The sequence below is a fragment of the Rhodococcus huquni genome, assembly GCF_055231055.1.
This window is the reverse complement of record NZ_JBUYWE010000014.1, coordinates 25,204-40,309: the sequence shown is the minus strand read 5'-3', so window position 1 is coordinate 40,309 and position 15,106 is coordinate 25,204. Positions and strand designations below refer to the sequence as shown.

Here is a 15,106-nt window from a genome sequence, read left to right as displayed (position 1 = left end):
CCCGGGGCGGCTCGCTACACCGGACGTCAGTGCGCGGCCACCGTCGCGAGTTCGCGTGTGCAATGCGGGGTCGCCACGAGCGCGCCCACGAGGCCGGCAGCCTTGATCGCCTGGTATCCACCGACCAGATCGGTGGCATTGCGCAGACCGAGCTGTTGCAGCGAGGCAGCGGCAAGGCTGGACGTGTACCCCTCGGAGCACACGATGATCCATTCGACCTCGTGATCCACGGCCGCCGACAACCGCGCACTGCTCGACGGATCCAGACGCCATTCGAGCACGTTGCGCTCGATCGCGAGGGCCCCGGGCAGCGTTCCCTCACGCTGCCGCTGAGCCTGCGGCCGAATGTCCACGACGACTGCGCCGCGCGCGAGAGCGTCCGAGAGCTGGAATGCGTACATCCTGTCGATCCGAGACCGAGCCTCGGCGAGCATGTCCTCGATGGTCATCCGAGTGCTCCCTCGTGGACGTTCGTGAGTTCGGTTCGCGTACGGCGCAGAGTGCGGTGCGGTGTCACCTCGTAGAAGGACATCGCGGTGAGCGGTGGTGAATACGCGTGGACGCTCAGTGTCGGTGTGACGTGGGTGGGTTCCGGTGCACGAACCACATCGTGGACCCAGCCGAGCGGAAAGGACGCCTGATCGCCGGCATCGAGAGTGCGACGGCGAAGCTGATTGCCGGACCAGCGGTACTCGGCAAGAGAACCACTCAGCACGGTCAGAGCCCCGAAAGACCCTGCGTGGTCGTGCAATTCGGTATTACGTTCGGGAACCCAGCTGATCAACCAGACGTCGAGATCGTCGTCGGAATACAGACGCGTGGACCAGCGCTCACTCTCTGGCCACGCGCTGGGAAGTCGGTGGTCGTAACGCCCGTCGAGGACCTCGGCGGCACCTTGATCGGTGATACGCAACAGGTCGACCGGGCGCAAGCGAGTGGGTGCAGACGCAGAAGAAGAATATGTAGAGAGCACGGATGAGACTCCAGGAGTGTGAAAAATTGGTCGAGGCAGCGTTCAGCCTCGACAACACTCCTGAGCACCCGCGACAAAGTTCACGTCGAACAGTCTGACACAAGTCTCGCCCGGACGAAACCCCCGGCTACTGACTTGCAGGCCGCCGACCAGGACCGCGACGTGTCTGGTTGCGTTCGAACACCAGCCGCAGTCCGTCCAGGGTCAGGTGACTCTCGTAGTGTTCGATCGTCTCGGATTCGGGAATGATCAGGGGTGCGGTGTCCCCCGTGGCGATGACTGCCACGTCGGGTCCGGCGAAGGCGGGCAGCTCGGCTCGCACCCGGCGCACGAGGCCGTCCACCAATCCTGCGAATCCGAACACGGCCCCCGATTGCATGCACTCGACGGTGTTCTTGCCGACGACCGATCGCGGGCGCACCAACTCCACCTTGCGCAGAGCTGCCGACTGCGATGCCAGTGCGTCGGTGGAAATCGTCAGCCCTGGCGCAATGGAGCCGCCCAGAAACTCACCCTTCGCGGACACGACGTCGATGCAGGTCGACGTACCGAAGTCCACGACGATCGCGGCAGTGCCGTACAGATGGTGCGCCGCAAGACTGTTCACGATCCGGTCGGCGCCGACCTCTTTCGGATTGTCCACCAGGAGCGGAACTCCGGTTCGCACACCGGGTTCCACCACCACATGCGGAACATGACCCCAGTACCGATCCAGCATCACCCGGATCTCCCGAAGGACGGCAGGCACCGTGGACAACGCGGTCACGCCCACGATCTGCTCCGTGTGAGAACCGAGCAGTCCGCGAAACTTCAGCGCCAACTCGTCGGCGGTCATTCGGGAATCGGTACGCATCCGCCAGTCCTGCACCAGCGTTGCGTGCTCACCGACCCCTGTGAAGAGGCCGAGCACCATGCTGGTGTTCCGGACGTCGACGGCCAACAGCATGGTCAGACCAGGCTGGATTCGCGCGGGCTGTCCAGCTCGGAGAGCATGCGGGGCGTCACGAGGCCGGAGCCCTCCGGTGCATGTGCCGGATCCGATCCCAGCTCCACCTGCTTGTTGTCGGAGTCCACGAAGACGACGCGCGGCTGGTACTCGCGTACCTCCTCCTCGCTCATCACGCCGTATGCGATGAGGATGACGAGGTCACCGGGCTTGACCAGATGCGCTGCTGCACCGTTGATTCCGATGACTCCGCTGCCGCGCTCACCGGCGATGACGTAGGTCTCGAGGCGAGCACCGTTGTCGATGTCGACGATGCACACCTGCTCACCCTCGAGCAGATCGGCGGCATCCATCAGGTCCTGATCGACCGTGACGGAACCGACGTAGTGCAGGTCGGCGTGAGTAACGGTGGCGCGGTGGATCTTCGACTTCATCATGGTGCGAAACATGTTGTGGTCCTTACTGCTTTCTATCGGGTGAGGAGATCGTCGGCGGATGCCGGGTCGGGTTCGGTGTCACGTTCGAGAAAGCCGGTTCCGACTGCGACCCCGACGTTGTCGATCAGTCGAGTGGTTCCGATACGCGCCGCGACCAGGAGTCTGCCGTCGCCACGCTCCGGGGCGGATCCGAGGTCGAGACCTCGCACCTCTAGGTAGTCGATCTCGACTTCCGGCACGGCGGCGAGCACTTCACGGGCAGTGGCGACGATCGCCTCTGCTCCCCCGGCTGCGGCATGCGCACCCGCGATGAGCGCTGCGGACAATGCGGTAGCCGCGTCGCGGTGAGCATCATCGAGGTAGCGGTTCCGCGAGGACAGAGCCAGTCCGTCGTGCTCACGGACCGTCGGGACTCCGAAGATGTCGACGTCGAAGTTCAAGTCCCGCACCATCTGCTGGACCAATATCAGCTGTTGATAGTCCTTCTCGCCGAAGACCGCGAAGTTCGGCGCCACGATCTGCAGGAGCTTCGCGACCACGGTGAGCATCCCGGAGAAGTGCGACGGCCTAGCAGCACCTTCCAATTCGCCACCCAGCGGACCCGGATGAATCGTGCTCCGAGGTCCCGACGGGTACATCTGCGCGGCGGTGGGAACGAACGCGAGTTCGACACCTGCCTCACGGAGCAGCTCGAGATCGGCCTCGACGGTGCGCGGGTACGCATCCAGATCCTCGCCGGAACCGAACTGCAGTGGGTTCACGAAAAGCGACACCACGACCACGGCGCCGGTGATCTTGGCCTGATCCACCAGTTCCATGTGTCCGGCGTGCAACGCGCCCATGGTCGGCACCAGCGCGACCTTCCGGCCCACTCCGCGCAGTGCCTTGGTCACACGATGCAGCATCTGCGGGTCGTGATGCACGGTGAGTTCACCGCGCGTGTATCCGCCCTGAAGCTCACTCACAGGACTCACCTCCACTCTTCGTAACCGTCGGTGTTTCCAACAGATCGATCATGTCGCGACTGCTGCGCGCTCGCTGCGCCGATCGGAGCGAGAGCGCCCGATACCCTTCCGCGATTCTCGGGTCCACATCGGACAAGGTCTGCAAGTGTGTCGCGACGGCCTCGACGTCGCCCCTTGCCACCGGACCGGTCAAGGCCGACGGTCCCCGGCGCAACACGTTGTCGAGTGCAGCCGTGAGGAGCGGGGCGATGACACGCTCGGCCACTCCACCAGGCTCGTCGCCGACCAATTCCTGGCCGAGCAGTTCCTGCCCCTCCAACGCGACCCGCAATGCCTCCACTGCGTCCGCAACGAGCGTGACCAAGTGATTGCTGCCGTGTGCCAGTGCTGCGTGATAGAGGGGCCGCACGGCCTCGTCCACACGGACGGGCTCGCCACCGATCTCGAGGACCAGGGCTTGGGCGATGGCGTACCCGATGTCGTCGGCCGCGGTGATCCCGAAGCACGCAGACGACAAGCGTGCGGTGTCCTCGTCGTGACCGGTGAACGTCATCGCGGGATGGATCGCGAGCGGGAGAGCACCCTTGGCTGCGAGCGGGGCGAGAATCCCGATCCCGTTCGCGCCCGAGGTGTGGACAACGATGGTGCCGGGTCCGACCGCGTCGGTTGCGGCGAGACCGCCGACGAGCGCGGAAAGTTCGGTGTCGGGTACCGCGAGTACGAGCAGTTCCACCCGGCCGGCCACTGCGTCGACAGGCAGGACCTCGGTTTCGGGAAGTCGTGACTTCGCGCGCGATCGGGACGCTTCGGATACGGCCGAACAGGCGACGACAACATGACCGACCCGCTCCAACGCGGCGCCGACAGCGGTGCCCACCCTTCCCGCCGAGACGATTCCCACCGTCAATCGTGCAGGTGCAGGCCCATTCGTGATCCCGAAGGAAGTCACAGTCGTCCTCTCGTTCGTTCCAGTCCCGCTGTGCGGGTACCAGACGTCCTGACGAGAGAATAGTCCGCGCGCAGGCCGACCCGCCACGCCGCAGCGCAGTGATATGCGACTCACCGAGCGGTCAGGTGCACTCTCGCCGAACGACCGTGGTCACTTCACTCGGCGCGACGTCGCCGCCCGCCCGTGCTCTGCTTCGAGGCATCCTGCGCCGAGGAGTCGGCTTTCATGTTCGCCATGATCTGGGCAACGGTCAGCCCACTCGAATGTGCGCCGGAAGATTCCTCGTCGTCGGGGTCCGGCGCACGTCGGGACCGACGGCCGGATTGCTGCGGGGCACTCTCGCCTTCGGAGGCCGCAGGCGACTCCTCCGCTTGGACCTCTTCGACCTCGGCTTCCTCGATGTCGGCGACCTCGGACTCGCGCGCCGACTCCTGAATTCTCGACTGCTGGGCCCCGGCCTCGGCACTCCACGGAGCAACGGCAGGTTCCGGCGACGCACCGACATCACTGCGGCCGGCCGCCTGACCGTCATCGCGGCTGACAGCCTGCATCTGCGGGTCCGTGCGGGTATCTGCCTCTTCCACATCGGTCGCCGCAGCCTCGCGCGGATAGCCGTCGACCGTGAACCTGCTCTCTTCGGGCGCGCGAGTGGATTCCCGGCCGTAGTCACCGGGCACGATCGTGGTCTCGGCTGTGACCGGGTCGTCCTCGGGTGAGGCGAACCCGCTCGACTCTCCGTGCGAGTAGGGCCGGGACCCGGTCGAGCTCGACTGGTTGCCATTGGACCCCGGAACGTACAGACCGGAGGCTGCTGGCTGATAACTGCTGTAGGCGCCCCGCGCCAGTTCCTGAACTCGGGTGGAGTCTGCGCGCAGCGCCGTCCGCTCCGTCGGCATCGCTCCGTCGAACAACACTTCGAGGTTCTTTCGAAGTGCAGACAGTTCGGCGCGCAGCGCGGCCAACTCCTCCGAGTCGGCACGAACCTCGGACCGGACGCGCTTCTCCACGGTCAGCTCGTACTCGCGACGGGCCGAGATCTCGCGCTCGAGTTGTAGTTCGTAGACCGTCTGCAGATCGTTGACTTTGGCCTTGTCCAGCGCAGACTCTCGGCGGTACTTCGTCATCGCGATCGCGCCGAGGGTGGCCGCCCACAGGGCGATGACGAGACCGACGCGCAGCAACTGCACGCTGTCACTGAAGATCAGGAAGAGCGATGCCACGACCGCCAGCGCAAGAAGCCCGGCAACGATCATCTGGCTGGCGCTGCGTTTCGGGCGGCGCGACGCCTTCAGGCGACCAGGATTCGTCATGCTGCCAAGGGTACTGGTCGCTACGGGCTAACCCGTGGTTTCCGTACCGGTCAGTGTGCCGGTTCGTCGTTCGTGTCGTCGGGGGTCCGGCAGCAGTGCTCGAGCCACAGGGCTGCCGCGATCACCGCGAGGGCGGCCAGCAATCCCACCCACACGCCCGGCGAATCGGCGGCGGCGGCGTCGAGGACCGACTGTTGGGGAACCAGATAGATCAAGAAGCCGCACCACACCCCGGCCGTGGCAGCGCCCACGAGCGCCGACGCCTTCGCCAGCGCGGCAGCGCGTGCCGCCGTGATCGGATGTATTTGCTGAGGTCCGGGCCCGATGCGGTGATCCTTGATCCGTGACCGAATCATGAAGGCGAGCACCGTCTCGATCGCAGCAACCAGGTACAGGGATGCGCCCGCGAAGATCGGGATCGGGGGCACCGAACCGTAGAAGGCCTGGACCAGAATCCAGGTGATCGCGAGGGCCGTCACACCCAGCAACACCAGATCCCAGACGCGGGTCGCTTTCACGGCGTCCCCTTCAGTTCCAGCTCGCTTCGCCGCACACCCGCGCGTTCGTCCGCGTTCAGACCGGCCAGCAACTCGTCGACACGCACCCGGCAGCCGTCGACGACCAGGTGTGCGTTCGGATCAACGTCCAGCCACGGGACCAGCACGAACGCCCGCAGGTGAGCACGCGGATGCGGGAGGGTGAGCGCAGGGTCGTCGCTACGAACGTCGTCGCAGGTGACGATGTCGACATCGAGGCTGCGCGGACCCCAGCGCTCGAGACGTACCCGATCCGCAGCCGCTTCGAGCCGTTGGCCGAAGCCGAGCCAACCGCGGCAGTCGAGTTCGGCATCTTCTGCGATCACCACCGCGTTCAGGAAGTCCTGCTGCTCGACGCCGCCCCACGGCGCGGTCGAATACACGGGGGAAACCCCGACGGTTCGGTTCGAGAGCGCATCGAGCACCGACTGCAGGTGTGCTCGACTGTCTCCCACGTTGGAGCCGATCGACAACACCGCCCGGCTCATGACGAGGACCTCACCCGATGCGCCACGACGGCGACGTCTGCGAAGGTCAGCGGGATGGGCGCGGACGGCTTGTGCAGCACGACCTCGACCTCGTCGACCCGGTCGTCGGTCATGACGTCGTCCGCGATCTCCGCGGCCACCGTCTCGATGAGATCGCGGGCCGGTCCGGACACGATTGCCGCGGCTCGCTGCGCAAGCGCCCCGTAATCGAGGGTGTCCGACAGATCGTCCGACTCGGCGGCGCGTGAAAGGTCCATCGTGACCAGCAGATCGACAAGGAAGTCCTGACCGTCGCGCTTCTCGTGGTCGAAGACTCCGTGATAGCCACGAACCTCGAGTCCACGCAGTTCGATGCGGTCAGGCATTCGAACCCCCGCCCAACCACGCATCGGCAACGGCAATGGCATCCAGAGACGCCTGTGCATCGTGCACGCGGACTCCCCACGCGCCGTGCGTGGCTGCAAGCGCCGACACCACGGCCGTCGCCGTCTCGCGGCCGGCCGGCGGGCGGCTCTCCCCCGCCTCGTCCACGAGCAACGACCCCAGAAAGCGTTTACGCGACGCTCCGATGAGGATCGGGAACCCGAGCGAACGCATCCGAGGCAATGCCTCGAGCAGTGCCCAATTGTGTGCCGCGCTCTTCGCGAAACCGAGCCCAGGATCGAGGACGATCGCAGCCGGATCGACGCCTGCCTTCATGGCGACGTCGACCTGAGTCATCAGCTCGTCGGTCACTTCACGAACCACGTCGTCGTAATGATCTGCGCTGCCTCGATGCACGTAGTCGGCCGCCGACCGCCAGTGCATCAGCACCCAGGGAACCCCTGCATCCGCGACGACCGCAGCCATGTCGGAATCGGCTCGGCCGCCGGACACGTCGTTGACGATGGTGGCGCCCGACTCGATCGCCGCAGCTGCCACCGAAGCGCGCATCGTGTCGACGCTCACGCTGATTCCCTCGGCGACCAGGTCCGCGATGACCGGGGCCACTCGCGCCGCCTCGACCTTCGGGTCGACTCGCACCGCTCCGGGGCGGGTGGATTCACCGCCGACATCGATGATGTCGGTCCCCAGTCGCTTCAGCTCGAGTCCACGCGCGAGGGCATCGTCTCGATCGAGAAAGCGCCCACCGTCGGAGAACGAATCGGCCGTCACGTTCAGTACGCCCATCACCGCCGTCCGGCCCGGATTCGGAAGCGCCACTTTGTTGTCCGACACGGTCACTTCCGCAAGATGAGGTCCAGGGCCTCCGACCGAGAAGCGGGACTGGACTGAAGAAGTCCACGCACCGCCGAGGTGGTCGTACTCGCGCCGGGCTTGCGTATTCCACGCATCGCCATGCACAGGTGCTCGGCCTCCACGACGACGATCACGCCACGCGGGTCGAGTTTGCGCATGACCGCGTCCGCGACCTGACTGGTCAGCCTTTCCTGCACCTGCGGACGTTTGGCGTAGAGATCCACGACACGAGCCAGCTTCGACAGCCCGGTCACCTTGCCCGACTTTCCCGGAATGTAGCCGACGTGGGCGACTCCGTGGAACGACACCAGGTGATGCTCGCAGGTCGAGTAGATCGGGATGTCTCGGACCAGAACCAGCTCTTGATGGCCCTCGTCGAACGTGGTGTTCAGCACCGAGTCCGGGTCCGTGTACAGACCGGCGAAGATCTCTCGATACGACCGGGCAACTCGCGCCGGAGTGTCGCGCAAACCCTGCCGATCCGGGTCTTCGCCAACGGCCAAGAGCAGTTCGCGGACTGCTGCCTCGGCCCGGGCCTGATCGAACCCACGACCGGTCGCGAGCGCCACCGGCTCAGTATCGAGATGATTCACCGACAACCGACTACTCCTCCAGCATCGAGGGCCGTTCGCCCAAGCTCAACAGCCTACTGTCGTCCCGATCAGCGCTGACCGGGCGGGCCTTCCCACGGCATGGTCGGGGGCTGCTCGTCGTCGCCGGTGTCCGGCCGCTGCTCCCGCTGCGGCGGGGACGGCGGCGTCCACTGATTTCCGGACGGCTCGCGCGGCGGCCAACCGGGTGCCGACCAACCGGCCGGGGCGCCGTAATCGGGGCGAGGTTGTTCCGCGGGCTGCTGCCCGCTACCGGGTTGCGGTGCGTACGGTTGCTGCCGCTGATCAGGCTGCGGGTGTCCGTTGGCAGGCGGCTGGTACTGCGGCTGCGGGTAGCCGTAAGACGGCGACTGGTACTGCGGCTCTCCCTGTTGGGGCCGGCCGTATACGGGCTCGCCGTACGGATTGCCGCCGTAGGGGTAGGGCTGCTGGCCCTGCTGGCCCGGTTGGCCTGGTTGGGCCTGATCCGGCTGGGGCTGATCCGGTCGCGCGTGCTGCGCTTCTCCACCGTTCTGTCCCGCCGGTGCTCCACCGTTCTGCTGCACCGGATGTGCGAATACCGGTTCGGGCTTCTCGATCCACTCCTCGCCGCGTTCGCTCGCCAACTCTCGTGGCGTCTTCACCGGCGGCTTGTCGGAGGGTGTGCGATCACCGAAGTCGTTGAACACCGTGATGCGAGGGCGCTTCTCGACACTGTGGAACAGCTGTTCCAGGTCCTTGCGCGTGAGGGTTTCACGATCGAGCAGTTCCGTCGCCAGCACGTCGAGCACGTCGCGGTACTCGTTCAGAATCGACCACGCCTCGGTGTGCGCGGCCTCGATGAGATTGCGCACCTCCTCGTCGATCTCACGCGCAACCTCGTGTGAGTAGTCGGACTGCTGGCCCATCGATCGGCCGAGGAACGGGTCGCCGGCCTCTTGCCCGTACCGCACCGCACCCAGCTTGGCGCTCATGCCGTACTCGGTGACCATCGAGCGGGCGATCTTCGTGGCCATGTCGATGTCGGAAGACGCACCTGTGGTGGGCTCGTGGAACACGAGTTCCTCCGCCGCACGTCCACCCATCGCCATGACGAGTCGAGCGATCATCTCGGACCGCGTCATGAGGCCCTTGTCGTCCTCGGGCACCGTCATCGCGTGTCCACCGGTGCGTCCACGCGCCAGGATCGTGACCTTGTACACGGGTTCGATGTCCGGCATCGCCCAAGCGGCAAGCGTGTGGCCGCCTTCGTGGTACGCCGTGATCTTCTTCTCGTGCTCACTGATGATGCGGCTCTTGCGGCGCGGCCCACCGACCACACGGTCGACGGACTCCTCGAGAGCCGCCTCGGTGATCACCGCACCGTTCTCACGTGCGGTGAGCAGAGCAGCCTCGTTGATGACGTTCGCAAGGTCTGCACCCGACATTCCGACGGTGCGCTTCGCCAGGCCCTCGAGGTCGGCGTGCTGGTCGATCGGCTTGCCCTGCGAGTGCACCTTGAGGATCGCTCGACGACCGGCCAGGTCCGGCGCGCCGACCGGGATCTGGCGGTCGAAACGACCGGGTCGCAGCAACGCCGGGTCCAGGATGTCGGGGCGGTTGGTCGCGGCGATCAGGATGATGCCGGTGCGGTCGCCGAATCCGTCCATCTCCACGAGCAACTGGTTCAAGGTCTGTTCACGCTCGTCGTGACCACCGCCGAGACCGGCTCCACGCTGTCGACCGACCGCATCGATCTCGTCGACGAAGATGATGCAGGGGCTGTTCTGCTTGGCCTGCTCGAACATGTCACGAACACGGGACGCGCCGACACCGACGAACATCTCGACGAAATCCGAACCGGAGATCGTGAAGAACGGGACGCCGGCTTCTCCGGCCACGGCCCGAGCGAGCAGTGTCTTACCGGTTCCGGGCGGTCCGTAGAGCAGCACACCCTTGGGGATCTTGGCGCCGAGCGCCTGGTAGCGAGCAGGGCTCTGCAGGAAGTCCTTGATCTCGTACAGCTCTTCGACGGCCTCGTCCGCGCCTGCCACGTCGTTGAACGTGGTGGTCGGCATGTCCTTGTTGAGCTGCTTCGCCTTGGACTTGCCGAAGCCCATGACGCCGCCGCGTCCGCCGCCCTGCATTCGGCTCATCACGAAGAAGAAGATGCCGAGCAGAATCACCATCGGCAGCACGAACAGCAGGATCGAGGTGAACCAGCTCTCCTGTGTAACCGTGGTGTTGTACTTCTCGAGGCCCTTGCTCTTCACGGAGTCGAAGATCTGCTCGGAGGCGGAGGCGGGGTACTTGGCGAGGATCTCGGTCTTGCCCGAGGTGTCGTCGTTCCCATCCTCGAGCCACAGACGAATCTGCTGCTCGCGGTCGTCGATCTGCGCTTCCTTGACGTTGTTTCCGTCGAGTTGCGCGATCGCCACCGAGGTGTCGACACTTTCGAATCCGCGGGTGTCGTTGCCGAAATAGCTGAAGGCATAGATCACCAACAGGATGCCGGCAACGATCGCCAGGTTACGAAACACAGTCTTACGGTTCATACAGGTCGACCGAGGTGGCCGGTCCTTTCGAGAGTTCGGGTCTCCGGAGGTACTTTTCCGGCTGCCAACCGGACAAACCAGGTTACCGCGAATGCCGAACCGGTCGTTCGGGCAGCATTCACCTGGTTCGAAGCGTAAGCACCTGACTTGTCAACGTGCGTCGGCCTCTCATGGTTCCCTATCACGCTGTCAGGCGAGCGGGGCCACCTTGGTCCAGTTCTCCAGCTGCTCGATCTGGGCGGCCAACGCAAGAATCTTCGCCTCTCCGCCAGGTGGCGCCGCGATCTGTACGGCCATCGGAGTTCCGGAACCGTGATGCCGTCCCACCGGAACGCTCGCAGCGGGCCAGCCGGCCATGTTCCACAAGGCGCTGAACGGAGCGAATCGGACGTTCGACACGATGTTGGACAGCCAGGATCTTTCGCTCCACGAAACGGCGGGCACCGGTGGACGAGCGAGCGCGGGGGTGATCACTACATCGGCATTCTCGAAGAACCGCCACAGGTCCGCTTCCAGATCTGACACCTGCTTCGGGTCCACGAACCTCCCGAGAAGTCGGCCGAGCGCCACGTGCCGCCGCGTCCGAGGTTGCAGCAGTGCCGGGTCGAGCGCCGCCGCGTCCGACGCAGCTCCCGACGTCCAGCGCGCAAGCAACGGGAGCAGGTTCACCGGATAGGGAATCTTCGCGGGATGCGTTCGATGACCGGCCCCCGACAGCAGGGCAGCGATCCGTTCGGTCGTCGCCCGCCACTGGTCGTCCACCGTCGTCAGCGGAGTCGGCGAACCCACTGCGACGGCTACTCGCATCGGTTCCGGTTCGCCCGGGACGGCGAGGTCGGGGCGATCTGCCATCACCGACAACATGAGGGCCGCGTCGGCGACCGTGGTGGCGATGGGCCCGTTCTCCGACATCCCGAACCAGGAATTGACGCCGAGTTCCGCCGGGACGACGTCGCGCCCCGGTTTGATTCCGAACACTCCACATGCGGCGGACGGAATCCGAATGGACCCCATACCGTCGTTTCCGACGGCCAGCGGCACCATGCCGGCGGCGACTGCGGCCGCAGAGCCACCGGACGAGCCCCCCGGAGTCAGACTCGGGTTCCACGGATTGCGGGTGATCGACCCGGGCGAGTCGGTGGTGCCGAAGATGCAGAGTTCCGGAACTGCTGTCACACCGACCACGATCGCGCCGGCAGCGCGCAGACGCGCCACGACCGGGTGATCGGATGTGCGCGGTTCACGAGAGGTCGCCATCGATCCGTCGGTCTCCGGTTGACCGGCGACGGCCACGTTGTCCTTGATGGCAACGGGGACTCCGGCGAGCGGAAGATCCGTGAGGTCGGCTCGGCCTGCAAGTGCTTCCGCATCCACACGAGCCTCGTCACGAACTCTCGCGAACGCACGAACAGTTCCGTCGCGCTGCGCGATCGCATCCAACGACAGCTCCGTGGGCGCCGACGGAGACAGTGCACCGGACCGGACCGCGCGCGCGATGTCGACGGCGTTCCGTCCGGCATCGTCGTGATCCGAATCGCTCCTCATGAGTCGATCATATGTTCACCTCTGGGTTCGGCGCCCCGTCCGGCGTTACGATTCGAATTGACCCGAGGAACGGGGGCTCGATGCGAGATGGCAGGTCCCGAAGCGCAGCCGACCGAAACGGCCCAGGCTGAGCCAACTCTCGACACCGCTGCGCAGCCGACCGAAACGGCCCGCGCCGAGCGCACCCGTGCCGAATCCGACGGAACCCTCACCGCCGCCCCGGCCGGGGTAGCGCTCGACGACGTCGCGGTCGGGACCTCCATCGACGACTTCGATCTGCTCGTCGCACTGGGAAGAGGTGCGTTTGCCAGAGTCTTCCTCGCCCGCCAGAAATCGATGCAACGCCTGGTCGCGGTGAAGATATCGCGCGATCACAGCACCGAACCGCAGACGCTCGCTCGCCTGGACCACAACTACATCGTCCGAGTCTTCGATCAGCGAGTCCTACCGGAAGAGCAACTACGACTGCTCTACATGCAGTACCTACCGGGCGGCACTCTCTTGCGGGTGCTCGAGCGGGTCCGCAACACTCCCGTGGAGGAGCGCTCCGGAAAGCTGTTGTTGGACGTCGTCGACGAGACGATGGGCGGCAAAGGCGAAATCCATCCCACCGATTCGAGCGTGCGCGACGAGATCGCGCGACTGAGCTGGCCGGAAACGGTCGCCTGGTTGGGGCGTCGACTCGCGGACGCCCTCGACCACGCGGACCGGCACGGCGTGCTGCACCGCGACATCAAACCGGCCAATATCCTGCTCACAGCCGAGGGTGTCCCCAAACTGGCCGATTTCAACATCAGCTTCTCGGAGACGGTGACGGGCTCGTCGCCGCTCTCCTACTTCGGCGGGTCGCTCGCGTACATGTCGCCCGAGCAACTCGCGGCGTGCCATCGCGACCTTCCGGGCACTGCCGCCGACCTCGACACCCGCAGCGACATCTTCGCTCTCGGCGTCATGTTGTGGGAGTTGGTGAGTGCGCGGCGGCCGTTCGAGGACGATCCTGCGTCGGCGAATTCGCTGGTCGCACTGCAGGGCATGTTGGATCGGCGTAGCGACGGCGTGACGGACAGGTTCGTGGATCTACTCCCGGCCGACTGCCCAGCCGCGCTCCGACGCGTTCTGCTCACCTGCCTGGCGCCGCGTCCGCAGGATCGCTGGTCCAGCGGCCGCGAATTGGCTCATCAGTTCGACCTGTGTCTCGATTCGCGCGCCCGCGAACTCGTCGACCCGCCGCCGCGAAGTCGTCGGCTACGCCTGCGCCGGTGGGCGGTGGTCCTGCTGATCCTCGGCATCGCCGTTCCGAACGCGCTGGCAGCCGCCTACAACTATCACCACAACAAGATGCTGATCATCAGCGCGCTGTCACCGGAAGCAGGACGCTCCTTCGAAGCGATTCAGACCGTGATCAACGGGATAGCGTTTCCGCTGGGAACAATCGTCCTGGTCTATCTCTGTCGGTATCCGCTACTCGTGCCGCACGGTCTGCGCTCGGGGAAGACCTATGCCAAGGCGACCTTGGCGAGGGCGCGCACCGACACCCTGCTTCTGGGCGATCGCGTCGTGATGGTGGTGTTCGGCCTGTGGGTGATCGCCGGAATCGCCTACCCGATCACCTTGCAGATCGCTGCCGGGGATGTGCCGCGAAGCGCATACGTGCACTTCCTCGCCTCACTCGTCGTGTGCGGTGCGATCTCGGTGGCGTACCCGTTCTTCATCGTGGCGTTCCTCTCGGTCCGCTACATCTATCCGGTCCTGCTTCCGCAGGAGATCACCGGTTCGGACGATGCCAGAAAGCTTCGTGGACTCGCCCGCCGCAGCACCCGATACCTGGCTCTCGCCGCCTCGGTTCCACTGGCCGGCGTGGCCGGAGTCACTTTTCTGTCACCGACCGAGATCACGATGGTGATCGTGGCCGTTCGCATCCTCTGCGTGGGCGGGATACTGGCTTTCGTCGGCGTGTACTGGCTGTTCCGGGAACTGGAGCAGGACCTCACCGCCCTCGAGCACGTCGTGGCGCACGAGGTCGTGACGGGCGATTCTCGTCAGCCGCCGTAGACGCGCGGTTCGAGGGTGCCGATGTAGGGCAGGTCGCGGTAGCGCTCCGCGTAGTCGAGGCCGTATCCGACGACGAACTCGTTGGGAATGTCGAAACCGACGTTCTCGACGTTGATGTCGACCTTGATCGCATCAGGCTTGCGGAGCAGCGTGATGACGTCGAGCGAGGCCGGGTTGCGAGTGGACAGGTTGCGCATGAGCCACGACAACGTCAGGCCGGAGTCGATGATGTCCTCGACGATCAGGACGTGACGGCCGGCGATGTCCTTGTCGAGGTCCTTGAGAATCCGGACCACTCCCGATGAGGAGGTCGACGATCCGTAGGAACTGACCGCCATGAACTCCATCTGGGTGGGGATCGACAGGGCCCGCGCGAAGTCGGTCATGAAGAAGATCGCGCCCTTGAGGACACCGACCAGCAACAGGTCACCTTCGGGGGCACCAGCCGGATACCGGGCGGCCACCTCTTCAGCGAGCTCCGCAGTGCGCTGACGAATCTGTTCTTCGGAGATCAAAACCGATGCGATGTCGCCGTCGTACAC

The 15,106-nt window shown here is 65.4% G+C and carries 16 protein-coding genes; 1 reads left to right on the top strand and 15 read right to left on the bottom strand.

Annotation, left to right across the window (positions count from 1 at the left end; all coding sequences use genetic code 11):
• Positions 1-26: 26 nt before the first annotated feature.
• The 14 genes from ACZI8R_RS19590 to ACZI8R_RS19525 form a co-directional block, all read right to left on the bottom strand.
• Entirely contained in the window at positions 27-449 is a 423-nt protein-coding gene (locus ACZI8R_RS19590; protein WP_463381337.1) for a rhodanese-like domain-containing protein, read from the bottom strand.
• Positions 446-973 carry a cysteine dioxygenase gene (locus ACZI8R_RS19585; RefSeq protein ID WP_463381336.1) on the bottom strand — a complete coding sequence of 176 codons (528 nt, stop codon included), beginning with the start codon at positions 971-973 and terminating at the stop codon, positions 446-448. Before ACZI8R_RS19585 ends, ACZI8R_RS19590 begins: the two co-directional genes overlap by 4 nt.
• 127 nt (positions 974-1,100) lie before the next feature.
• Positions 1,101-1,919, bottom strand: coding sequence for a type III pantothenate kinase (locus ACZI8R_RS19580; RefSeq protein ID WP_463381335.1), 819 nt, complete (start codon positions 1,917-1,919; stop codon positions 1,101-1,103).
• A gap of 2 nt (positions 1,920-1,921) precedes the next feature.
• On the bottom strand, positions 1,922-2,368 hold the full coding sequence (panD, locus tag ACZI8R_RS19575) for an aspartate 1-decarboxylase (RefSeq protein ID WP_463381334.1): 447 nt from the start codon (positions 2,366-2,368) through the stop codon (positions 1,922-1,924).
• A 20-nt stretch (positions 2,369-2,388) separates the two neighbouring features.
• Positions 2,389-3,321, bottom strand: coding sequence for a pantoate--beta-alanine ligase (gene panC, locus ACZI8R_RS19570; RefSeq protein WP_463381333.1), 933 nt, complete (start codon positions 3,319-3,321; stop codon positions 2,389-2,391).
• Positions 3,314-4,270, bottom strand: a complete 957-nt coding sequence (locus ACZI8R_RS19565) for a Rossmann-like and DUF2520 domain-containing protein (protein ID WP_463381332.1) — start codon at positions 4,268-4,270, stop codon at positions 3,314-3,316. The genes panC and ACZI8R_RS19565 overlap by 8 nt, the downstream gene beginning before the upstream one ends.
• Before the next feature lie 155 nt (positions 4,271-4,425).
• The gene (locus ACZI8R_RS19560; protein ID WP_463381331.1) at positions 4,426-5,580 is read right to left on the bottom strand and encodes a DUF6779 domain-containing protein; all 1,155 of its coding nucleotides are present in this window, start codon (positions 5,578-5,580) and stop codon (positions 4,426-4,428) included.
• A gap of 50 nt (positions 5,581-5,630) precedes the next feature.
• On the bottom strand, positions 5,631-6,098 hold the full coding sequence (locus tag ACZI8R_RS19555; protein WP_463381330.1) for a DUF3180 domain-containing protein: 468 nt from the start codon (positions 6,096-6,098) through the stop codon (positions 5,631-5,633).
• Positions 6,095-6,604: a 2-amino-4-hydroxy-6-hydroxymethyldihydropteridine diphosphokinase gene (gene folK / locus ACZI8R_RS19550; protein WP_463381329.1), complete on the bottom strand. Its 510-nt coding sequence runs from the start codon at positions 6,602-6,604 to the stop codon at positions 6,095-6,097. Before folK ends, ACZI8R_RS19555 begins: the two co-directional genes overlap by 4 nt.
• Complete coding sequence (gene folB, locus ACZI8R_RS19545; RefSeq protein ID WP_463381328.1) at positions 6,601-6,969, bottom strand: dihydroneopterin aldolase; 369 nt, start codon at positions 6,967-6,969, stop codon at positions 6,601-6,603. The genes folK and folB overlap by 4 nt, the downstream gene beginning before the upstream one ends.
• Complete coding sequence (gene folP, locus ACZI8R_RS19540; RefSeq protein WP_463381375.1) at positions 6,962-7,774, bottom strand: dihydropteroate synthase; 813 nt, start codon at positions 7,772-7,774, stop codon at positions 6,962-6,964. Before folP ends, folB begins: the two co-directional genes overlap by 8 nt.
• 50 nt (positions 7,775-7,824) lie before the next feature.
• Positions 7,825-8,436 carry a GTP cyclohydrolase I FolE gene (gene folE, locus ACZI8R_RS19535; protein ID WP_463381327.1) on the bottom strand — a complete coding sequence of 204 codons (612 nt, stop codon included), beginning with the start codon at positions 8,434-8,436 and terminating at the stop codon, positions 7,825-7,827.
• A 68-nt stretch (positions 8,437-8,504) separates the two neighbouring features.
• Positions 8,505-10,967, bottom strand: a complete 2,463-nt coding sequence (gene ftsH / locus ACZI8R_RS19530) for an ATP-dependent zinc metalloprotease FtsH (protein ID WP_463381326.1) — start codon at positions 10,965-10,967, stop codon at positions 8,505-8,507.
• 189 nt (positions 10,968-11,156) lie between these two features.
• Positions 11,157-12,512, bottom strand: coding sequence for an amidase (locus ACZI8R_RS19525; RefSeq protein ID WP_463381325.1), 1,356 nt, complete (start codon positions 12,510-12,512; stop codon positions 11,157-11,159).
• Between the two features lie 87 nt (positions 12,513-12,599).
• Between ACZI8R_RS19525 and ACZI8R_RS19520 the strand changes: the two genes are divergently transcribed.
• Positions 12,600-14,564: a serine/threonine-protein kinase gene (locus ACZI8R_RS19520; RefSeq protein ID WP_463381324.1), complete on the top strand. Its 1,965-nt coding sequence runs from the start codon at positions 12,600-12,602 to the stop codon at positions 14,562-14,564.
• On the opposite strand, the gene hpt is transcribed toward ACZI8R_RS19520, so the two are convergent.
• On the bottom strand, positions 14,552-15,106 hold the full coding sequence (gene hpt, locus ACZI8R_RS19515) for a hypoxanthine phosphoribosyltransferase (RefSeq protein ID WP_463381323.1): 555 nt from the start codon (positions 15,104-15,106) through the stop codon (positions 14,552-14,554). The two genes, ACZI8R_RS19520 and hpt, sit on opposite strands and share 13 nt — an antisense overlap.